This window comes from Chitinophaga sp. (assembly GCF_017745275.1).
Classification (GTDB): Bacteria; Bacteroidota; Bacteroidia; order Chitinophagales; family Chitinophagaceae; genus Chitinophaga.
The window spans coordinates 18,577-41,424 of the sequence record NZ_JAGHZS010000002.1 but is presented as its reverse complement, the minus strand read 5'-3'; the positions used below and the strand labels follow the sequence as shown (position 1 = coordinate 41,424).

The window sequence follows — 22,848 nt, the reverse complement described above, 5'->3', positions numbered from 1 at the left end:
GCGAAGCATCTCCTTGCGTAGCTCATCTCCCGTAAATTCTTAATTCTTAACACTTAATTATATATAATATTATTATATATTTGTGCACATAACCTATAAAGATGGATGTGAATAAACTCTTGTATATAGCCATTGCCATTGGTGCAATAGCAATTATATATCCGACCATAAAAGATCTCTTCAAAAAAAATAAGCCGGAGGATGCACCGGAGGGAGAAAAAAAGACACCTGTCAACGCTGCCATACTTCCCTTACAGTTACAGGCTTACGAACGGATGGCCTTGTATGTAGACCGTATTACGCCACAAAGCCTGATTGGCAGGATCTACCACCCGGGCCTGTCCGCAGTGGATATGCAAATTGCCATGGTACAACAAATCAAAGCGGAATACGAACACAATGTAACGCAGCAGATTTATGTATCTTCCGCTACCTGGGATGCGGTAAAAACCCTGAAGGAACAAACTATTTCCGTGATCAACCAGGTAGCCGTACAACTGCCTCCCGATGCGCCGGCACTGGAGTTGAACAAACAGATACTGGAAGTTTTTTTACAGGCCGGAGAATCACCCGCTGAACTAACCTCCCAGATTATCAATGCAGAAGCCAAGCGCCTCATGCGATAACTATCGCGTGTGGATCACTTCATTCAATAAATAACCTTTTCCATTAAATAGTATGTAAAGTGGTTTTCCCTGGTACCAGGGAGTGCCGGCAGCTTTGGCATGTACCTGTATATGCAGATGTGGTTCTGTACTAAAACCTGAATTACCAACGCAGCCCAGGGGATCTCCCTGTTTTACATACTGTCCTTCCTTCACTACCACGCTTCCTTTTTTGAGGTGGCCCATAAACACATAATAGCCGGGGGTTTCCAGTAATACCTGGTTGGTATTTTTAGGACCGCGGTTCATGTTGGGGGGAATATTATCCGGGTCATCGCTGTAAGCCCTTGCTACCTGTCCATCACAGGGGGCATAGAGCGTATCGCCAAAAATAGTGTAGTCGTGCAGGTTACGGGAGAAGATCTGGTTGGCACGTCCTCCATAGTTGTTCAGCTGCACAATATCCATGGCATATACGGCACCGCGTAAACTAAAGTGAAACACATTGGTAGGCAACCCTTTTCCACCCTGCAATACATAGTATTTACCGGATTTAAACGGCAGCGATAAGCGCACCGTATCTGGTGTACCGGTAGTACCGGTAAAATAAAGGATACTGAGCGAGATAAATAAAGCAGACAGTATCAGGTTACTGCGCCGCTTCCATAGCGGCGTTGGCCTGGCGGCATGATCATGCTTACGCAGTACATAGGCGGCACAAACGGCCAGCAGCAGGCCACCAAACACATAGCCTGCATAAATAGATAAATATACCCAGGTGCCGTATAAATAAAGAAATACCGCCAGCGACAATCCCAGCAACAAATATGTATAAGTAGCGCGCAGTGGCCTGCTACCAGCTTTCCATACCAGGTATAAGCTATATAGCGCCAGCACGAGGGTAATGCCTAATAAACAATAAATGATCATAATTGCCTGCCAACTTTCACACAAATTATCAATATTTTTCTCAGCGGCGAAGTACCATAATAATTATGTAACATTGCAACGCTAGTTTTTGATACTATGGAAAAAACCATTCAAACTGATTCGGGCATTGTGATAGCGCCGGTGTATAGCCAGCCGGTAGCCATGGAAGAGCAACCGGGCAGCTTCCCTTACACCAGGGGAATACATGCCACCATGTACCGCGATAAGCTGTGGACCATGCGGCAGTATGCCGGATTCAGCACGGCAGAAGAATCGAATAAGCGTTATCATTACCTGCTCAGTCAGGGTGTAATGGGACTCAGCGTTGCCTTTGACCTCCCTACACAGATCGGCTATGACTCAGATCATCCGATGTCTGAAGGCGAAGTAGGTAAAGTAGGTGTAGCCATAGATTCACTGGAAGATATGGAGATATTGTTCAAAGACATTTCACTGGAACAGATATCTACCTCAATGACCATCAATGCTACGGGCTTTATATTGCTGGCATTGTATATTGCCCTCGCTAAAAAACAGGGCGCCGATCTGAAGAAAATTTCCGGTACCATTCAAAATGATATCCTGAAAGAATATGCGGCCAGAGGCACTTTCATTTATCCGCCGAAACCGTCTATGCGGGTCATTACTGATATTTTTGCTTATTGCAGCAAAGAAGTACCCAAGTGGAATACCATCTCCATATCTGGTTATCATATCCGCGAAGCAGGCGCTAATGCTGTACAGGAGCTTGCTTTTACACTTGCTAACGGTAAAGCCTATCTGAAAGCCGCATTGGACGTAGGGCTGGATATCAACGTTTTTGCCAAACGGTTGTCTTTCTTCTTTAATGCACACAACCACCTCTTTGAAGAAGTGGCCAAGTTTCGCGCAGCGAGACGAATGTGGGCGCATATCACCCAATCACTGGGTGCAACAGATCCAAAAGCGCAGATGCTGCGTTTCCATACCCAAACCGGTGGTAGCACGCTTACCGCCCAACAACCACACAACAACATTGTACGGGTAGCCATCCAAACACTGGCAGCTACCATGGGAGGTACACAATCGCTTCATACCAACGGCTATGACGAAGCATTGTCGCTGCCCACGGAAGAAGCAGCCCGCATTGCCCTCCGCACCCAGCAGATTGTTGGCTACGAAAGCGGTGTAGCCGACACCGTAGATCCGCTGGCCGGCTCTTTCTACGTTGAAGCACTCACCAATGAAGTAGAAAGCAAAGCCTGGGAACTGATCAACAAAATTGATGCGATGGGTGGCGCCGTTAGTGCTATTGAACAAGGCTTTGTACAGGATGAAATTGCCCGTAGCGCCTATCGCTATCAGCAGGAGATTGAGAATAATGAAAAAATTATCATCGGTGTTAATAAATTTACAGCGGCTGACCAGGCGGCACCGGAAGTATTCCGTATCGACGATAGTATTCGCGTAATACAATCTGAAAGACTGAAATCCCTACGCGAGCGCCGCAATAATGCAGCAGTACAACAGTCGCTGGCCCGTATCCGTGAAGCAGCCAACGGCAGTGAAAACCTGATGCCATTAGTAGTGGCCGCAGTAGAACACCTGGCCACACTGGGTGAAATAGCAGATGTACTGAGAGAAGTATGGGGAGAGTATAAATAATTATATAAGCGTATTCAACAAACAAATGAGTTTAATCTATCACAACACCTGTCCGCTTTGTGGATCTTCACAAATTCATGAAGCGCTAACTGCCAAAGACTTTACTGTATCCAAAGAAACATTTAATATCTTCCATTGCGGAGGCTGTGGCGGCCGGTTTACCCAAAATATACCGGACGGCGCATCTATTGGCCGTTATTACCAATCGCAGGAATATATTTCTCACTCAGAAACCAAACAAGGCCTCATCAATCGTTTATACCACAGTGTCAGAAAAATTACGTTGCGCTCCAAACAAAACTGGGTACGTAATGCGGCCGGTATGAAAACAGGTAACCTGTTAGACATTGGCAGTGGCACCGGCGCTTTCCTGCATTATATGCAAACAGGTGGATGGACCGTTACCGGCCTGGAACCCGATGAAAATGCCCGCCACAATGCTAAAACAATTTATGATATTACCGCACTGCCTGTAGAAGACCTGTATACATTGCCGGCACAACAATATGATGCCATTACGATGTGGCACGTACTGGAACATGTACATGACCTGCATCGTTACCTGGATCATATCCGTACCCTGCTGAAACCTAACGGGGCCTTGCTGATAGCCGTTCCAAACTACACGTCTTCTGATGCTGCCTTCTACAAAGAATACTGGGCGGCCTATGATGTACCCAGGCACCTTTATCATTTTTCTCCCGGTGCCATGGAGAAATTACTCACACAACATCAGATCAAACTGGTAAAAAAACACCCGATGGTGTTTGATGGCTTCTATGTAAGCTTACTTAGTGAAAAATATAAAACCGGTAAGAGTCGCTTATTCCAGGGATTCTTCCATGGTTTCCGCTCTTATAGAAAGGGATTAAAAGTAGTAGATCAATGTAGCTCGATTGTATACGAATGCAGGATATAGCAGTTAGCTTTTAGCTTTTAGCTTTTAGCAAAAATGCCGAGAAGAACATATTGCATGATCTTCTCGGCATTTTTGCTAAAAGCTAATGGCTAAAAGCTACTGTAGTTTCATCTCCTCTATTAAACGGGTACATCCTGCATACTTATCCACTATAAACAGTACATAGCGAATATCTACCATGATATTGCGGCAAATAGAAGGGTCGAAATTAATATCGCTCATGGTACCTTCCCAGGTACGGTCGAAATTCAGGCCAATCAAACGACCATAGGCATCCAGTGCAGGACTGCCGGAATTACCGCCGGTAGTATGGTTGGAAGCTATAAAGCACACCGGCATTCTTCCGTTAACACCATAACGGCCGTAGTCCTTTTTCTTGTACAACTCAATTAAGCGGGCCGGTACATCAAATTCATAGTCGCCCGGAATATATTTTTCCATGACACCATCGAGCCACGTGTAATAATCGTAGTGCACAGCGTCGCGGGGATTATAGCCATCTACTTTCCCGTAAGTAACGCGCAGCGTACTGTTTGCATCGGGATAGAATGCTTTTTTGCTGCCCATCACCTCCATTTGCGCCTGCATATAGGTACGCTGGAGATTGTTGATATTGGCCTGGATGTCTGCCAGTGGTTTACTTACATTGTCTACAAATCCTTTGCGCATAGCCATCATCAGGCGGGTAGCCGGGTCCGTCCACATTTGCGCTACTACCGTATTGTAGGGTTGCTGTACAAAAGTTTTGAGTTTTTCGGGAGATGTTAAACCGGAAAGTGCATACATTTTATCCGCTAATGCGCGGCTGTCTTTGTTATTCTCCTGCCAGATCTGCGTAAAATCACTGCCGGCATATCGCGCAGGTACCCCTTTGGCGTAAAGCGCTACCTGGCTTACACAAATGTCGTGGTCTACTTTGGCATTATAGTTTTGGTAAAACGACTGCATCGACGTCAGGAATTGTTCCCGCATGGTTTCATACTGTCCCTCTCCTCTTTCGTGTACGTCGTTCAGGAAAGTGATGAGGCGATCGCCTATGGTAAACAGTTCAACGTTTTTCACTAATTCGCTGTAATAGTCGCGTGTTTGTGCATAGGGCTGCAATTGCTGGTAGTAGCCATTCAAGGAATCGAGTACGCCACCGTATTGCTGTTTCCATACCGGGTTTGCGTCCAGGAGTTGCCGGTAAGTAGCTTCATATTGTAACTTTTTGCCGATGCCATTGGTTTGTTTTACGCCCTGCATTTCTCCCATCCATTTCTTCCAATAGTTGGCAGTACCGGCGTATTTGGCAGCATATTGAATTTTAATCTGTTCATCTTTACGCATGTAGCCGTCCATGATTTTGAGGGCAGCGTCTCTCATTTCCACCTTTGCAGCATCTACAACTTCCACTGTTTGTTTAACGGCTTCTGACGGAAGGTACTCGGTAGTACGGCCCGGGAATCCCATTACCATGGTGAAATCATTTTGTTTCACGCCTTTCAGGGAAATGGTGAGGGCATATTTAGGCTTTAAAGGCACATTATCTTTTGAATAAGGGGCCGGGCGACCATCTTTACCGGCATAGATACGAAACATCGAAAAATCGCCTGTATGACGTGGCCACACCCAGTTATCGGTATCAGATCCGAACTTCCCGATAGCAGATGGTGGGGCTCCTACCAGTCGTACGTCGCGATAAGTTTCTGTAACGAACAGGAAATACTGGTTGCCTTCATAGAAAGGTTTTATCATGGCATCCTGCCAGCTTTCTTTGCGGGCGGCCAGTTTAATTTCGTTTAAACGCTTATCAATTACGGATTGACGCTCTCTTTCGCTCATACCAGGTTTTACATCCTGCAGGGCAGCTTTGGTAACATCATCAATGCGGACAATGAAAGTGGCAAAGAGACCTGGGTTAGGTAATTCTTCTACGGCTGATTTCGCCCAAAAACCATTTTCCAGGAAATTATTCTGCAGGGAAGAGTGCTTTTGGATGGCATCATAACCACAGTGGTGATTGGTGAGCAGCAATCCCTGCTCAGAGATCACTTCTGCCGTACAAAAGCCGCCGAAGCTGACAATGGCGTCTTTCAAACTCCCTTTATTAATACTGTAAATATCCGCGGCACTGATTTTCATGCCCATTCCTTTCATCTCTTTCTCATTAAGACCGGATAACAGCTGCGGCAGCCACATGCCTTCAGTAGCATAGGTTTGCTGCGCCAGTACAAGGAATACTAATACTAGCACCCGTTTTACGATTCGTTGCAACATATCTGATATTCTTTTTATAAAACAGGCAATTTACTATAATTCGGGGAGGCTGGAAAAGATAACCCGGCGTTTCCTCTGATTCATCGACATAAACCCGCTATTTACAGAGATGCCATTGCTTATCTGGACGGATTCCCGCAATTTCATTTTCTATCTATCTGTCGCAAATGTTCCGGTTAAAATCTTCGGTAGTAATAGCACACATCACAGGGTGGCTGATATGCCTTAGTTTACCGCTGCTCTTTATTAGCGGGCAAACGGGCGACCATCCGGCACTTTCCATACTATTTTCCACCCATTACCTTGTCTTCGGGGTAACGTATGTAGCATTATTCTATTTTCATACTTACTTTCTCCTGCCCCGCCTGTACTTTCGTAAGCAATATGTGTTGTATGGCTTCTCTGTATTATTGTTATTGTTGATGATCAACTATATGCGGCCGTTTGATCATTTATTCAGCCGGGTACCACATACCGCAGCAGGCAGCTGGTTGCCGCAACTGAAACTGGATATCGTCAGTGATTTCCTATTGCTGCTCACCCTCTCCCTAAGCGTTGCTATTGCGATTACCCGCCGGCGCCGACAAACTGAACAACAGGCGCTGTATGCAGAAACACGTAAAACACAGGCTGAATTATCTTTCCTGAAAGCCCAGATCAATCCACACTTTCTATTTAACACCCTTAACAATATTTACTCGCTCGCCATAATGCGTAATGAAAATACGGCCCTGAGCATTATGAAGCTATCGAAGATGCTACGCTATGTTACCGAAGACACGCGGCATGACTACGTATTACTGGAGAATGAAATTGATTGCCTGCGGAATTATATAGACCTGCAAAAGCTGCGGCTGACCACTAAAACACAGGTAAACTTTTCTGTTAGCGGTAGTCCGGGTATCAAATGCATTGCGCCGCTGGTATTACTTCCTTTCCTGGAAAACGCCTTTAAGTATGGGGTTAGCAATCATGAACCTTCAGAAATTAATATCCAGTTGGCTACTTCTGAAAATCATATCCATTTTTTCTGCAGTAATAAGTTATTCCGGATGGTATCGGACAATAAGCATGCTGGTATTGGCATTGCCAATACGCGGCAAAGGCTGGATCACCTCTATCCGGATAAATATGAATTACAAATCAGTGAAGATAATGGGGCGTATGCGATTACATTACAACTACAGGTATAGCGATGTGTTTTACTTAACAGTATTTCCGGCCTGAAATTTTTTGATAACAGTATTTATTTCGGGAGAGAGATCCCGCTCTGGTACTGCTCCAGCATCAAAAAATTCCAGGAGCCGGAAATACCTTAACAGATTAGCACTTACACCGATTAGTGATACAGGTAATTGAGAGCAATAATATCATTGGCATTGAAGGTGCGGTTACCGCCGTTAGAGCAGGCCAGCATCCAGGAGTTAGCATCCGGACCGGAAGGAGTACCGGGAATGAATACAGCGCCAACGCCGCCATCACCTTCATTTACAGCGCTGCCACCACAGCTGTAGGAACGATCCATATAATCGGTATGACGCATACCAATACAGTGACCAATTTCATGCTGGATAACAGAGCCTACATACAGTACGTTAGGATTGGAACCATAAGCATACTGGTTAGTATTCATTTTAATAGTGCCATAAGGATTACCGGCGCTGGTAGGGAAACCGGAAGATCCCAGTGTGATGTAACCACCGCTCGGTCCCTGGTTGAATCCTTTAATAGTGATGTCAGGAGTACCGCTGGTGATACGCTGGAAGGTAAAACGCAGTCCTAACCGGTTGTAGCGGGCAATTGCCGTATCTGTACCGGTAATAAAGGCAGTACCCAGGTTAGTTACTTTAATTTTAATAACGCGTGGCAAGGCGGTCACTAATAAGTTAGTGCGGTATTGTTCTGTTTTTGCCACCCTGAGTACAGGGCTTACTACTTTCACTTTCAGCTGATCTGCAGTTAACAGAATATCGCCTTCAACGAGGTAGCCATCTTCTGTTTTCACTACATTATCTGTACTGAAACCATTGTCTTTAATTTGGGCTAACACTTCTGCTGATACACCAGGCTTTACTTCTTCTTTTTGTGCGCCATTTTTTTGGCAGGAGGCGAACAGGAAAGTAGCTGCCACGCAGCAAAGAACAGGAATTGATTGTTTTCTCATAGATCCAAATTTTGGTTTGTTTGGGTTTTGGTTTAAAAAAAAGATATCCCGATTACCCGTTCCTGTGAACAGGCAATTCTACATCAAGGCAATACCGGCGATGATTTCCAGGCACATCATGTTATTACGCGTACAGTTGACACACATGGATAATGCCCGGCTAATTGCTGCTGGCGCAATCTCTCCGGCTTTAACAGCTACAATATGCCCGCAAGGATTTGTGTTACAGCAACAGGAACATGATTAATAAGCGCATCTCATACACTTATTAAAATACCTGGCTTATTGCCACAAATGCAATTGCTCCGCTTTGTTTATAATCCCAAAAAACCACGGTGAAGTGTGCTCTCGTTTTTGGATAATTACAACAGCTATGATGCTTATAATAAACAGCATCAGCTTTTCAATGGATTGGCTCTGATTCAGTAATACCGGCTATTTCCGGATACAAGGATTTGCTTAACAGATTAACTAACTTGTGAAATGGTTTTCCAGATCGTTGTTTAGATTGTTCAGATTTTGTCGAAAATTTGCTCTTAGGATTTCCCTGTTTCAATATTACAACTTTCGTTTTATTTAAAAAAAATATTTTGTTTTTTATCCGGGTAAAATTGCGTTAAAAACGTAAATATAGTAGCTTTAAGCAGCAACATAAAACCCTGCATCAACGAACTATTGTTACAACGCCGCATGAAATGTACTCCTCTGAAAATATGGCCCCTGCTAACTTTGCTGTTATGTTACTGTTGCAGTACTGCTGCACAACAAAAAATTTCAACCGATAGCATATTGCAACGATATGCAGCCGATACGTTTTCCCGTTCACATCCCGGTCCGCCTTACCTGGTTAAATTCAAAAAAGCCCCCACATCAGGGATACTGCTGCAACATGGATTAATAAAGGCTATCAGCCGGTATCATTATATTCTGCAAACGCCACCTGCAGACAGCAGTCTCCGATATTGTTACAGCGCCAATGCTAATTATAAAGCCAGCGCGCTGTTACTGGTACAACTGGAACATACCGCGGATGCCGATAGTATCCTGGCACAGGTGTCTTATAGTCCACACGCTACACTGGCATACGCCAGTGTACACAGCCGTTCTGATCGTTTTTCCACCGCAGTAGTAACCGTGCAAAAGCGGTATTGGAAAGCGTTTATTAATCAACCAGCGCTGCTGTTTGCCGACCGCGTACGACGTCCGGCACCGGAAATTATTATCAACACCAGTAATCTTACACTCAACGGCGTACTTATTGCGCAACAACAATTTCCGTTGGTGCAGGGAAAACGTATAGCCGTTTCCGTTAAAGAAGATCTTTTTGACACTACTGATATTGATTTAAAAGGGCGATATCTTCCTTCTGCCTATACATCTGCCTTAAGTAGCTCTCATGCTGTGATCATGGCTACGCTGATCGGTGGCGCCGGCAACAGCGGCCAAAACGGAAAAGGTGTGGCACCACAGGTAAAGCTGAGTTCTGCAGATTACAACAATAGCTTATTACCGGATGATGATAAGTATTACCAACAATCCGGCATCACCATACAAAACCATTCCTACGGCACGGGCATAGAAAATTACTATGGTGCAGAAGCAGTCGCTTATGATCAACAGATATATGAAGCAGATACCATTGTGCATGTATATTCTTCCGGCAATATTGGCAACAGCGCGCCTGCCGACGGGCGTTACCAGGGCATTGCCAGCTATGCTAACTTGTCCGGTAATTTTAAACAGGCGAAAAATGTAATTGTAGCAGGTGGAACAGACGGCATTGGAAGCATCATGTCGCTGAGCTCCAGGGGTCCTGCTTATGATGGCCGTATTAAACCGGATATCACCGCATATGGTGAAGATGGTACTTCCGGCGCGGCAGCACTCACTTCCGGTGCGGCAGCCCTGCTACAGGATGCGTGGCTGCAACAGCACAACGCTCCCATGTCTTCCGCACTGGTAAAAGCGATACTGATCAACAGTGCCAGGCGTCCTGCGGGAGTGGCGCCATCTTATACGGAGGGATATGGTCGTTTTCATACATTGGCAGCCTTGCAAACCTTACGGGAAAACAGGGTATTGACAGGATCTGTCAGTAACGGTGCCTCTTCCCTTTTCACGATCAACGTTCCTGCGGGCTTACAGCAGGTAAAAATAACCTTGTGCTGGAATGATCCACCCGCAACGGTAAACGCCGCTAAAGCGCTTATAAATGACCTGGACCTGGTAGCCGCTACCGGTAGCAACACCTGGCTGCCGTGGGTGCTTTCTGCCTACCCTGCCGCCGATTCCCTAAAAGCCCTTGCCAAACGTGGCCGCGACAGTATCAATAACACGGAGCAAATCACCATCGATCGTCCCGTAGCGGGGCCATTACAGCTACGCGTAAAAGGCAGCTCCCTGGCTACTCCTACACAGTCGTTTTACCTGGTCTATGAATTTACGCCACTACAAAGCTTTCAGTGGCAAAGCCCTGCACCGGAAAACATATTGGGTGCGGCACAAAATGTACCGTTGCAGTGGGAAACTACGTATAGTGGTAACGGTGATATTTCGTACAGTACCGATAGTGGCCATACCTGGTTACCCGTTGTGCAAAATGTGCCGGTGACCTCCGGCATTTACAACTGGATCACCCCTAACATTTTTCAACGGACATGGTTCAAATTCTCCTTACCGGATACCGCATTTATCAGTGCACCCTGTTATATTTCACCACAACTAACGATACGCACCGGCTTTAACTGCACCGATACGGTATTGCTTTACTGGGACACACAACCCGGTGCCACGGCCTATCAGTTGTATACAATGGGAAATAGTACGCTCATTCCGTATAGCCAGGTCCGTGATACGTTTCTTTTTGTACCGAAATCAACAGCAGCATCCCTGTACTTTGCAGTAAGCCCGGTAGCGGCAGCCGGCTGGAGCGGCATGCGTAGCTATGCTACTAATTATGCACAGCAGGGAGTAGGTTGCTATGTGCAAAACCTGCTGGCTGACAAAACCACTGAAAACAAGGTACTGCTTTCCCTTACCCTCGGAAGTACCTGGCATCTTAAAAACCTTTACTGGGAGCGGTCATCCCCTAAAGGGTGGATAGCACTGGATTCTACGGCTATCGGGCAAGCCATGAATTTTAACTTCCTGGATCAGCAGCCTTCTGAAGGCGTGGTACATTACCGCGTGCGTTTGCTCACTATAGATGCCCGGAGTATTTATTCAGATATTGCTTCCGTGAATATCTTTCTAAATAATAAAATACTCCTTTTTCCTAACCCTGTTAGTTCACAATTGTACATCCTGGATGAACAGGCACGCAGCCGGAAAATGGTGATTACAGATATGAGTGGTCGTATTATGATGCAACGCAACCTGGAAGACAGCCAGGAAATTATTCCCGTACAACAGCTGCCCAACGGCGTTTTCAACTGTAGTATTTATGTGGATGGGAAACGGGTGTATGCCAGACAATTTGTTAAACAGGGGCGGTAGAGCAGAAAGCTGAAAGCATAAAGCAAAAAGCTATTGTAGCTAATGACTAAAGCGGATTAATATTCGCTTTTTCATTCGCTACAATAGCTTTTTGCTTTATGCTTTCAGCTTTCTGCTTTTATTACAAATGTATTGCTTCGCCGTAAGCTACTTCTATGGCATCTTTTACAGATTCGCTCATAGTTGGGTGTGGATGGATGGCATCCAGCACTTCCTGGTAAGTAGTTTCCAGTTTACGTGCTACAACTGTTTCAGCGATCATTTCAGTAACGTTCGCACCAATCATGTGGGAACCTAACCATTCGCCGTATTTAGCATCAAAGATTACTTTTACGAAACCTTCAGTAGCACCTGCTGCAGAAGCTTTACCGGAAGCAGAGAATGGGAATTTACCAACTTTCACTTCGTAGCCGGCTTCTTTCGCTGCTTTCTCAGTATAACCTACAGAAGCAATTTCTGGTGCACAGTAAGTACAGCCCGGAATGTTCATATAGTCGATAGTAGCAGGTTTGTGTGCGTATTTCTTTTCGTTGTAGCCGATAGCTTCCACGCAAACGATCGCTTCTTTGGAAGCAACGTGTGCCAGGGCCTGACCAGGAACCATGTCGCCGATAGCGTAGATACCCGGAACGTTGGTTTGGTAGTATTTATCTACCAGTACACGGCCTTTATCGGTTTTAATACCCATACCTTCCAGGCCGATATTTTCGATATTCGCAGCAATACCCACAGCGCTCAGTACTACGTCTGCTTCGAGGGTAATTTCACCGGTTTGAGTTTTCACTTTCGCTTTCACACCGTTACCAGTTGCTTCCACAGCTTCTACAGAAGCATTGGTCATGATATCGATACCTTTCTTTTTGTATATTTTTTCCAGTTCTTTGGAGATATCCTCGTCTTCAACCGGTACAATGCGTGGGAGGAATTCAACGATGGTTACTTTGGTACCCAGGGTAGCATAGAAGTAAGCAAATTCAACGCCGATAGCGCCAGAACCTACTACGATCATGGATTTAGGTTGCTTAGGCAATACCATTGCTTCGCGGTAACCAATTACATTTTTACCATCAATTTTCAGGTTAGGCAGTTCACGTGCACGTGCACCTGTAGCCAGAATGATGTGTTTTGCTTCATGTACTGCAGTTTTACCGTCTTTATCGGTTACTTCTACCTGGCCTTTGGCTTTTACTTTACCATTGCCCATGATCACATCAATCTTATTTTTTTTCATCAGGAACTGAACGCCCCTGCTCATTTTATCAGCAACACCGCGGCTACGTTTAATTACAGCTTCAAAGTCAACCTGTGCATCGCCTATAGTAATACCATAGTCTTTTGAATGCTGTGCATATTCAAGGACCTGTGCAGTTTTTAATAAAGCTTTGGTTGGAATACAGCCCCAGTTTAAACAGATACCACCCAGACTCTCTCTTTCCACGATTGCAGTTTTAAATCCCAGCTGAGAAGCACGGATAGCAGCCACATATCCGCCGGGGCCACTACCAATTACGATTACGTCGTATGCCATATTGTTTAATTTTAAATTGAACTCGCCAAAGGTAGCTAATTAAGCTAAAAGCACAAAGCATAAAGCAAAAAGCCACCGAAGCAAATGACCAGCGCGATTATTCGCTTTAATCATTCCTTTCGGTGGCTTTTTGCTTTATGCTTTCAGCTTTCTGCTTATCGCAGATCTACTACTTCAACGCCTGGGTATTTCTTAGCGTCAAATGTAAAAGTAGCGTCGCTCAGGTTGGTATTTGGTGTAAAGTTGGTGATCTCGTAGGTGTAGTGGTTGCCATTTTTTTCAAAAACCTTCATTTTTGCAATACTCTGGCTTTTCTTATCTACAGACACAATTACCTTAAATACGTTCTTGGATTTATCGGTAGGTGTTAACTCTACATTCTGAAATACTTTACCTTTTTCGTTGGTTTCAGGTTCCAGTTTGTACAGATAATCTTTGTCGTAGAAATTGGTGAACAGTTTGGCAGGTGTCATAGAGCCACTGCTCTGGTCTACGTTATTGATCGTTACTTCGTTTACATCTTTAGCGTAAGTCCAGGAAGTTTTATTATCGCTGATAATTTCCTGACCTGGCAGCGTTACTTTATATTTTGCGCCTTTCAGGTAAACAGTTCCTTTTTTGGAATCAGATACACTGTTATTGGCGCCTTCCACTTTCAATATAAAATTAGCTACTACTGTTTTTAATGACTTGAATTTATTACTAACACCATCCAATACCACCTTGGCCTTAGGGTCAGAGGCGCCTTTGGATTGTGCCATGCCGCTGAAAATGATACCACTCAACAACATTCCTGTTAATACAAGTTTCTTCATCGTAATTTTTTTTAGTTTGTGCTCTCCCAGCCTAGGCAAATGCCATGCCGGTATAGCGGGTTGGTCTTTTACAGGCTGCAAAATTCAGCATATTTCCTGAAAAAGGGTAATTATTTCAAAAGACCTTAACATATTATAACAAATTATTAAGGATTTCCTGTAACTCGCTTTCTGTTCTCACCAGCACTTCCCTGGCTTTACTACCCATGTTCGGGCCTACAATATTAGCAGCTTCCAGCTGGTCCATGAGCCGGCCTGCCCGGTTGTATCCCAGCTTCATACGGCGTTGTAACAAGGAGGTAGAGCCTTGCTGCGTGGTAACAATCACCTGCGCAGCTTCTTCAAACAGCGGGTCACGGTCGGCAATACTGAGTTCTTTGCCATCCGGATCCTTGTCATCTACATATTCCGGCAGCAGGAAGGCATCAGGGTAGCCTTTCTGGTTACCGATAAATTCTGCCACGCTTTCCACTTCCGGCGTATCCACGAAAGCACATTGCAAACGTACCAGCTCTCCATTGAAGGAAACCAGCATATCGCCCTGGCCAATAAGCTGTTCAGCCCCACCAATATCCAGGATGGTACGGGAGTCTATTTTGGAAGATACCTTAAAGGCTACACGCGCCGGGAAGTTCGCTTTAATGGTACCGGTAATAATGTTTACAGATGGACGCTGGGTGGCAATGATCAGGTGAATACCCACTGCACGGGCCAGCTGGGCCAAACGGGCAATCGGCATTTCCACCTCCTTACCGGCTGTCATGATCAGATCGGCAAACTCATCCACCACCAGCACAATGAACGGCAGGTAGCGATGGCCTTTCAATGGATTCAGGCGACGCTGGGTAAATTTGCCATTGTACTCACGGATATTACGGGTACCGGCTTCTTTCAGGAGGTCGTAGCGCAGGTCCATTTCAATACACAGCGCATTCAGGGTATGAATTACTTTTTTGGTATCAGTGATAATTGCATCGTCTTCCCCCGGCAGCTTAGCCAGGAAGTGCTTCTCAATAAGCTTATAGAGCGATAGTTCCACTTTCTTCGGATCTACCAGTACAAACTTCAGCTGGGATGGATGCTTTTTATACAGCAATGATACCAGCAAAGTGTTGATACCAACAGATTTACCCTGACCGGTAGCACCTGCCATGAGTAGGTGTGGCATTTTAGCCAGGTCGGCAATGAAGTTTTCATTGTCGATTTTTTTACCAATAGCGATGGGCAAGTCCATAGTGCTGGTCTGGAATTTCTCCGAGGCCAGCATATTTTTCAGCGACACAATTGTTTTCTTCACGTTCGGCACTTCTATACCAATGGTGCCTTTACCCGGGATAGGCGCAATGATACGGATACCAAGCGCCGACAAACTCAGGGCAATATCATCTTCCAGGTTTTTAATACGGGAGATACGAACGCCGGCAGCCGGCACAATTTCGTACAGTGTCACTGTTGGTCCTACGGTAGCACTTATTTTTTGTATGGAGATGTCGTAGTTTTTCAGGGTATCAATGATCTGGTTTTTGTTTTTCTCCAGCTCAGAAGTATCCTGTACAATTACTTTATCTGCATTATGATTTTCCAACAGGTCCAATGTGGGGAACTTGTAATCTCTCAGGTCCAGCGAAGGATCATAAGGATCTACTGGTTCTACCGGCCGTGATGGCTGAATTTCTTCTATCTCATCTTCTTCGTCCTGGAAAGTTTGTTTAATTTCAAACGCTACTTCCTGCGGACCATTTTTCTTTTTATTGGCTGGGGGCGTTTGTTCTACCGTTTCCTCGATATACAACAACGGCCCAGGATCTTCTTCTTCCTCTTCTTCCTCCAGTGGTGGCAGTTCGTATTGTTCTTCCGGTTCCGGCGTTGCCACAGGGGCTACGGGTGGCATATAGGGCGCGTGGGAAGGAATCACGGTAATATCTTCTCTTTCTACCAACTGCATAGGCGGCAGGTCTTCTTCATTTTCTTCCTCTTCTTCATGCGGCGGAATCACCATTACGCCCCCATCTCCTTTGAGTCCATTTCCACGTGGGTCTTCCTTGACCGGTGTTGCAGCGGAAGCCGCAGCTGTAGCAGCAGTTGCGGCCGGTACAGGAGCAGGAGAAGCCGCTGCTGGTACAGGTTTAGGTGGTTTTACTTTCTTCTCCGGCCATTTAAACTCAAAATTGAATTTCCAGATCAGCCAGGAGAAGCCCACAACAAGTAGCAAGAGGGCGGTACCTGTTTTCCCTACAAAGCCGGAAGTCCATTTATTCAGGGCATCTCCCAATGCACCGCCCCAGGGGAAATCGTTTCCTCCGGCCATAAATGCCATGGACATGCTGATAAAGAGCAGGCCAAACAAAATATATTTCACGTTGCGCCAGATGCGGAATACGCGGCGTCCTACGATGAAGTTAATACCGATGATAAAAAAGAAATAGCAAAACAGGTAGGCCGCAATACCTACCCCGTAGAAAAAGAAATTGTGGGAAACATAAGCGCCCAGGCGGCCGAGCAGGTTATCAACTTTTACATCACCGAAAAAAAGTTCCCGGGTAGTGTAATGGAATATTTTATCCTGGTCATCTTCCCAGGTAAAAAGGTAAGAAGTGAAAGCAATGAAACAGTACACAGACAGCAAAAGGAAGAACACACCCATTACTTTATGGGTACGTTCATCTTTCACCAGTTCTTTTACTTTTACCTCAGGCTCCTTGTCTTTCGTCAACACATCAGGGTTCGGTGTGGGGCCTTTCGGTTTCTTGCTTTCCGGTTTTTCGGTTTTCAGTTTATTCCTGGACATAATTAGCTTTTAGCTGCCAGCTGCCAACTTTAGTGGATAGCATGGCTACTACTAACAGATGACAGCTATATAACTTTCAATTTTGGGACTACCTGGTGAACTATGGCAACTGTAAAATCCAGTGTGCAATAAATTCGGGTACCAGGGGATCAATGGTTTGCTCCAGCTCTCCGTATTCGTTTGCTGTACAAGTTTTACAACGTTGGAACAAATGGTTTAATCCATCAAACTTACGGATTGTTACCAGCATATTCCCATTTTCGGTTAATGCGCGTTCAATAGCATTCAGATTGGTAGTGGCATCCACCTGTATATCTTTCGTTCCATTAATCGCCATAAACGGACATTTCACCTGTTTAAGATACGTTAATGGATTGTATTTCAGAATTGATAATACTTCGGGACTGAATTCGGCGTTATTCACCATCTCGTTCTCGGACATTTCCTTTTTCACGGTTTCATCAGAGGTACGGTACAATTCCCGGATGATGGCAATGGCTTTGGGCCGGATGACAGCTATATTGCTATCGCTTGCCAGCAGGTCCCAGTATGGTTTCATTCGTTGACGGTCGGCCACAATAAAACTATCGGACTTTCCTGCCATACTTTGTTGGATAGCCATCTGCTGATCTATCAGTTGCCTGCCCGTTATACCGACGCCGGCCATGGATATTACAAAAGCCACGCCCGGATTGTTTGCCGCTACTATTTGTGCCACCACACCACCTTCGCTGTGTCCCAACAGGCCTACATTCAGGGGCTCCACATCCCTTCTCGTTTTCAGGTAAGCGCTGGCGGTACTTACATCATGCGCAAAATCATAGATAGTAGCATTAGAATAGTCGCCGGTAGATTTTCCGGTACCGCGGTCATCGAACCGCAGCGAGGCGATTCCATTCCGTGCGAAATAATCCGCCAATACCAGGAAGAGCTTATGTCCTGCGATTTCTTCATCCCTGTTCTGTGGTCCTGATCCACTGATCATTACTACTACCGGGTATCTGCCGGCGGCAGCAGGGCGGGTAAAGGTACCTGCCAGTGATACGGAATCTTTGATATTATTAAACCGAACCTCTTCTGTATAATAAGGGTACGGTGGCTTCGGCTCCTGTGGCCGTTTGTACAGATCTTCCCTGGTAATTTCCTTCCTTCCGAGGTTTACTTCGTTTTCATCACTGCCGAAGCTGGAGATCCCTTTGAACTGCCTGGTAGCCGGATCCCATACACCGGTGTAGGAAAAATGGACCTCATCGATGCGGAGCAGCAGGGTATCTTTCCGGTATACAACTGTTTCCAGGTCAAACTTTTCGTCGGCTGCCAGGTCTGGTAATTCCATCAGGCCTTTATATCCACCAGCGGCATCTTTTTCCAGCTGCACTATCATGCGGTATTTATCACCGTAGTAATGTTTGAAGGTACCATACCATTTACCGGTGATGCCCGCATTATCCTGGGCCATCGCCATTGATCCTGTCAGCATTCCCAGCAACAACACCCAAAAACCTCTGTACATATATGCGTTCCTCTTTATGCTTTTATTTTTAAAACACCGAGCAACAGACTTACCCAGCCTGCTATAAAGAATACACCACCAATAGGCGTAATGATACCAATTCCTTTCAGGCCTACGTTACCTGTCATTTTGAGCATGGTAAGTGCATAAAGGGAACCGGAAAATAAAATGATACCGATAATAAAGCATCTGCCGGCCCATTCCAGTTGTGCACCGGGAATATGTGCGAAGAGAATGCCGGTAGCTATTAACGCAAAAACGTGATAGAACTGATAAGTAACGCCTGTCTGAAAAGTAGATACGGTTTCCGGTGGCACCAGTTCTTTCAGCTTATGTGCACCAAATGCACCTAAGATAACTGCCAATGCGCCTAAAACCGCCGCCCAAACTAAAAAACTCTTATGCATACTAGAAATTTTGCGTAAAGGTATCCAATGAAATATTATCTGATGAAATTATATGCCTGGATTGCTGGTAGAAGGGCAGCCGCTCTGCCATTTTCTTTTCCACAAATCCCACCAGGTCCTCGTCATCCAGGTCAGCAATCAGCGGACGTTTGGATTTTTTACGTTGCAATCTTTCTACCATGGCTTCCACAGAAGGATTGATCCATACGGTAGTACCATGTTCATTCATGAAATCCATATTTTCCTGGAAGCAGGGTGTGCCACCGCCACAGGAGATCAGGAAGTTTTCCTGTTCTGATAAATCCCGGAGCAGTTTACTTTCCTTCTCACGGAAATAATCTTCCCCTTTGGTGGCAAAGATGTCGGCAATAGCCATTTCTTCTGCTTCTACAATCACTTCATCCAGGTCATAGTAGGGAAGATGCAGGTGATCTGCCAGTTGTTTTCCCCAATAGGATTTTCCGGCACCCATAAAACCGAGTAAGTATATCTTCATAAATAACGCAACAGTGCTTAATAAATTCTTTCCTCACGCAGGATGAGTCCATGCCAGGCATAGGTCATTTTCCATAATATATTGCAAATATAACCGGGTATTTCTATCCTCTTTGTTAAAATCAGCGGTAATAAAACCTGCCTGTTGATACACAAAGGGATGCAGTTTCATATTTTCCTTAAAATCAACGCTTCCCCGTCCGTACCACTTAAACATCGCTTCCTTGGCGCTCCAGCAAATGGTTTTATGGGTCAGTTCATGTGCAGGGTCTATAAATGACCGTTCGGCAGGCGACAGGAACTTATGTGATACCAGTTCTATTTTTTGCTTCACTTCTTCAATATCTATGCCTACTGCGGCTTTGGTGCTTACAATAGCTGCGGCATAATCACCACAATGGGAAATAGAAAAATGGTAGCTCTCACATACCAGCACAGGCTTACGGCTGTTGGTGACAGTGATTTGCCCAATAGGAAAAGCAGGAAAAAGCGTTACCAGCAGGTATCTGCCCGCAAAATGCTGTAAGCGCTTGTGCGGATGATGAATCGATGGGCTGATATTTACCTTCTCCCGGAAAAAGTCTTCTTCCTCTGTTATCTTCCATACACCCAGCTTCGTTTCCGGATCAATTTGTATCGTTCGTATTAATGGCATATCTTGCCAAATTAAAGCAAAAAAGCAGAAAAAACAGCTTTTGGCAGCACGTGTTTAACGAAATGCTAACAGCTGAAAACCAAAAAGCTATTAAAACTAAACGAACCTAAGCATGATTCTGTCAGACAAACGGATATTGGAGGAAATTGAAAAAGGCACTATCGTCATTGCTCCCTATGACCGGAAATACCTGGGTACCAATTCTTATGATGTACACCTGGGCAAACACCTGGCTACCTACAAAGACCGTGTACTGGATGCGCGCAAACACAATGAAATTGAGCATTTTGAAATACCGGAAGAAGGATATGTGTTACAACCCGGTACCTTGTACCTGGGCGTAACAGAAGAATATACTGAAACACATGCCCATGTGCCTTTCCTGGAAGGCAAGTCAAGCACCGGCCGTTTAGGTATCGATATTCATGCTACCGCTGGTAAAGGAGATGTAGGCTTCTGCAACACCTGGACCCTGGAAATTTCCTGCGCACAACCCGTACGTATATACGCTGGCATGCCTATCGGGCAGCTGATCTATTTTGTAGTAGAAGGTGATGTAGAAACTTTTTACAATAAAAAAGGCAACGCTAAATATAATGGCCGCACCATCAAGCCCGTTGAGAGCATGATGTGGAAGAATGAATTTTAATAGCGCATAAAGCGGAAAGCAAAAAGCTATTGCAGCGAATAATCAAAGCGTATAAATAATCGCTCCGTTCATTCGCTGCAATAGCTTTTTGCTTTTAGCTTTATGCTTTATGCTCCACTACATGTGCTTCCGCCAACGTAGGCACTTCCAGCTTATCCATGAGGCGCTCCATCACCGCCAATGGCACTACTTCCTCCCGCTGACGGTTTTGTTGCAGTAACTTTGCCGCGGGCACTTCCACATATACAATGGTGACCGCCGCCTGATAGGTAGTAAAAAGGCTGATCAGTTGCTCCCGCATTTGCCGGGTGATATTCGTTGCATTCCATACGAAAGGCTGTTGCCGGCGCAGATAAGCCCTGGCTTGTTCTTTGGCCGCCTGAATCACAATACCATTACCGCTTTTATCTGTTGGGCTGATTTTCATCTCCCTCCTGATATTATCAAGAGATATGACCGGCCACTGCTGATAATGTTGCTGCACATAGGTATCCTTGCCAGCTCCGGGCAGGCCGCTCATCATGACCACTTCCGTTTGCGGCTGTTGAAACGGTACATAGTATGGCGGCGAGTCCGTTTTCCGGAGATAATACATGCGTGCTTCCGGTGTAGCAAAAGCCCGTGGCTGCCCCCAGCAATCATTGTCGCGGCACAGTTCTTCAAAGCAATCCAACCGGTACAACAAATCGGCCTGGTCGAAGCATATCCTACCCAGGGCATCTGCGCGGGCCAATAAGGCCAGCAGGCGGGTATCTACTTCCAGGCTGGCGATAATAGCCGCCCGCTGCGGGTCCGGTTTGTCGAATACCCACAACGGCAAGCCATGATACCTTACCAGTTTAGCGATTTGTTCCCTTATCGCAAAAGGCGTTGGCACTTCCCTGTAAAGGATTTGCCGGGCCCGCCCCTCTCCTTTGCGTGCATGACCGGCAGAAGTTATACGACCATCCGGCTCTGTCACCGTAGTGCTGTATTTCTCTACATCATGCAGCAAAGCGGCGGCCCATAGCAACTCCTGGTCTGCCATAGATAATTGTTGGTATTCCGGCAACTGTTCCAGCGCCGCCAACACCATTTGCGTATGAATGGCTACATTCCCTTCCGCATGGTGACGGGCATCCTGTGGTACCTGCTGCATCACGCGTACCCATTCAAAATCCTGCTCCAGCGCGGCCCACGATTTATTGTTACTGAGCTGCCACATAACTACCTCCTTCATTATTTAACCTTGCACGGCGCCAGTGACGGGTCCAGTGCTGGTCTGTTTTTACATGTCCTTTGCGGACATACTTAAACACATTGTTTGCAAAATCGCTGACCGCATAACCTGCGGCATTACGGGACACAATTCCCTCAATCGTAGCGGGCATGCCGGTATGTACATCATGTGGATCGAACGTTCCACGGCTGCTAACAAGCGACAAGGTATCCTGTTCGAACTCACTACGTGTAGCCGGCGGCGTTATCCGCTTAATTTCCGGCACTACAGGTAGATCCAGCATAGCGGCATAGAATTGGGTTTCCTCCCAACTCAGCCACCGCTCTCCCTCCCGGATACCAAATACATAAAAATGATGATCCAGGTTTTTATATTCAATAGAATGAATGGCGTATAAATTTTCGAGGAAAATTTCCAGGTCGCCCAAATCATTCTTTATGCTTTGCCAGTAACGGCGGATGCTTTCTGACCACGCAGATGTAGTAGGCGCCGCATGGGAACGCGCAAATACACCGTAGCGGGAAAGACAATTATTTTCACCGTCCAGTTTTTCCGTATGAATCAACACAGGAATCTGTTGCAGCTGCTGCCAGTATTCGTATTGAATACGGTCATCGCTGGTAGTTCCCGGCGAAAACGGATAATGCCAGGTACGGCCATATTTCTGAGAAATTGCCATGTCAGGGGGTTTAAATTAAACAATAAAATCACAGGCCGGTTCCGGAAAGGAACGGCGAAAGGAAAGCGGTTAATATGCCTGTGA

The 22,848-nt window shown here is 45.7% G+C and carries 18 protein-coding genes; 6 read left to right on the top strand and 12 right to left on the bottom strand.

Features of this window, described 5'->3' with window-relative positions:
- Positions 1 to 101: 101 nt before the first annotated feature.
- Positions 102 to 626 (top strand): hypothetical protein, encoded by a 525-nt coding sequence (locus J7623_RS05940; RefSeq protein ID WP_291918482.1) that lies wholly within the window; start codon positions 102 to 104, stop codon positions 624 to 626.
- Here J7623_RS05940 and J7623_RS05935 read toward each other — a convergent pair whose 3' ends face one another.
- Positions 627 to 1,535 (bottom strand): peptidoglycan DD-metalloendopeptidase family protein, encoded by a 909-nt coding sequence (locus tag J7623_RS05935; protein WP_291918478.1) that lies wholly within the window; start codon positions 1,533 to 1,535, stop codon positions 627 to 629.
- A 96-nt stretch (positions 1,536 to 1,631) separates the two neighbouring features.
- On the opposite strand from J7623_RS05935, the gene J7623_RS05930 reads away from it, so the two are divergent.
- The gene (locus J7623_RS05930) at positions 1,632 to 3,179 is read left to right on the top strand and encodes a methylmalonyl-CoA mutase family protein (protein WP_291918475.1); all 1,548 of its coding nucleotides are present in this window, start codon (positions 1,632 to 1,634) and stop codon (positions 3,177 to 3,179) included.
- Positions 3,180 to 3,204: 25 nt separating this feature from the next.
- Positions 3,205 to 4,098: a class I SAM-dependent methyltransferase gene (locus tag J7623_RS05925; RefSeq protein ID WP_291918472.1), complete on the top strand. Its 894-nt coding sequence runs from the start codon at positions 3,205 to 3,207 to the stop codon at positions 4,096 to 4,098.
- A 96-nt stretch (positions 4,099 to 4,194) separates the two neighbouring features.
- Here the strand turns inward: J7623_RS05925 and J7623_RS05920 are convergent, their stop codons facing one another.
- Positions 4,195 to 6,357 carry a S46 family peptidase gene (locus J7623_RS05920; RefSeq protein WP_291918469.1) on the bottom strand — a complete coding sequence of 721 codons (2,163 nt, stop codon included), beginning with the start codon at positions 6,355 to 6,357 and terminating at the stop codon, positions 4,195 to 4,197.
- A 167-nt stretch (positions 6,358 to 6,524) separates the two neighbouring features.
- Between J7623_RS05920 and J7623_RS05915 the strand changes: the two genes are divergently transcribed.
- Complete coding sequence (locus J7623_RS05915; protein WP_291918466.1) at positions 6,525 to 7,550, top strand: sensor histidine kinase; 1,026 nt, start codon at positions 6,525 to 6,527, stop codon at positions 7,548 to 7,550.
- A gap of 146 nt (positions 7,551 to 7,696) precedes the next feature.
- Here the strand turns inward: J7623_RS05915 and J7623_RS05910 are convergent, their stop codons facing one another.
- Positions 7,697 to 8,521 (bottom strand): M57 family metalloprotease, encoded by an 825-nt coding sequence (locus J7623_RS05910; protein ID WP_291918463.1) that lies wholly within the window; start codon positions 8,519 to 8,521, stop codon positions 7,697 to 7,699.
- Between the two features lie 789 nt (positions 8,522 to 9,310).
- On the opposite strand from J7623_RS05910, the gene J7623_RS05905 reads away from it, so the two are divergent.
- On the top strand, positions 9,311 to 12,016 hold the full coding sequence (locus tag J7623_RS05905) for a S8 family peptidase (RefSeq protein ID WP_291918459.1): 2,706 nt from the start codon (positions 9,311 to 9,313) through the stop codon (positions 12,014 to 12,016).
- 121 nt (positions 12,017 to 12,137) lie between these two features.
- On the opposite strand, the gene lpdA is transcribed toward J7623_RS05905, so the two are convergent.
- The 7 genes from lpdA to J7623_RS05870 all read right to left on the bottom strand — a co-directional run bounded on the left by lpdA (position 12,138) and on the right by J7623_RS05870 (position 20,217).
- Positions 12,138 to 13,544 carry a dihydrolipoyl dehydrogenase gene (gene lpdA, locus J7623_RS05900; RefSeq protein WP_291918448.1) on the bottom strand — a complete coding sequence of 469 codons (1,407 nt, stop codon included), beginning with the start codon at positions 13,542 to 13,544 and terminating at the stop codon, positions 12,138 to 12,140.
- Positions 13,545 to 13,699: 155 nt separating this feature from the next.
- Positions 13,700 to 14,359, bottom strand: coding sequence for an outer membrane lipoprotein carrier protein LolA (locus tag J7623_RS05895; RefSeq protein ID WP_291918445.1), 660 nt, complete (start codon positions 14,357 to 14,359; stop codon positions 13,700 to 13,702).
- A 133-nt stretch (positions 14,360 to 14,492) separates the two neighbouring features.
- Positions 14,493 to 17,147 (bottom strand): DNA translocase FtsK, encoded by a 2,655-nt coding sequence (locus J7623_RS05890; protein ID WP_291918442.1) that lies wholly within the window; start codon positions 17,145 to 17,147, stop codon positions 14,493 to 14,495.
- 100 nt (positions 17,148 to 17,247) lie between these two features.
- Entirely contained in the window at positions 17,248 to 18,660 is a 1,413-nt protein-coding gene (locus J7623_RS05885; protein ID WP_291918440.1) for a CocE/NonD family hydrolase, read from the bottom strand.
- Positions 18,661 to 18,674: 14 nt separating this feature from the next.
- Positions 18,675 to 19,067 (bottom strand): DUF423 domain-containing protein, encoded by a 393-nt coding sequence (locus tag J7623_RS05880; protein WP_291918438.1) that lies wholly within the window; start codon positions 19,065 to 19,067, stop codon positions 18,675 to 18,677.
- A 1-nt stretch (position 19,068) separates the two neighbouring features.
- A complete protein-coding gene (locus J7623_RS05875; RefSeq protein ID WP_291918436.1) occupies positions 19,069 to 19,563 on the bottom strand; it encodes a shikimate kinase in 495 nt (164 codons plus the stop codon).
- A 33-nt stretch (positions 19,564 to 19,596) separates the two neighbouring features.
- Positions 19,597 to 20,217 carry a 4'-phosphopantetheinyl transferase superfamily protein gene (locus tag J7623_RS05870; protein ID WP_291918433.1) on the bottom strand — a complete coding sequence of 207 codons (621 nt, stop codon included), beginning with the start codon at positions 20,215 to 20,217 and terminating at the stop codon, positions 19,597 to 19,599.
- A 112-nt stretch (positions 20,218 to 20,329) separates the two neighbouring features.
- On the opposite strand from J7623_RS05870, the gene dcd reads away from it, so the two are divergent.
- Positions 20,330 to 20,866 (top strand): dCTP deaminase, encoded by a 537-nt coding sequence (gene dcd, locus J7623_RS05865; RefSeq protein WP_291918430.1) that lies wholly within the window; start codon positions 20,330 to 20,332, stop codon positions 20,864 to 20,866.
- Between the two features lie 100 nt (positions 20,867 to 20,966).
- On the opposite strand, the gene J7623_RS05860 is transcribed toward dcd, so the two are convergent.
- Together J7623_RS05860 and J7623_RS05855 are read right to left on the bottom strand one after the other, a co-directional pair.
- Positions 20,967 to 22,085, bottom strand: coding sequence for an AAA family ATPase (locus J7623_RS05860; protein ID WP_291918427.1), 1,119 nt, complete (start codon positions 22,083 to 22,085; stop codon positions 20,967 to 20,969).
- Positions 22,054 to 22,764, bottom strand: a complete 711-nt coding sequence (locus J7623_RS05855) for an RNA ligase family protein (RefSeq protein ID WP_291918425.1) — start codon at positions 22,762 to 22,764, stop codon at positions 22,054 to 22,056. Before J7623_RS05855 ends, J7623_RS05860 begins: the two co-directional genes overlap by 32 nt.
- Positions 22,765 to 22,848: the final 84 nt, after the last annotated feature.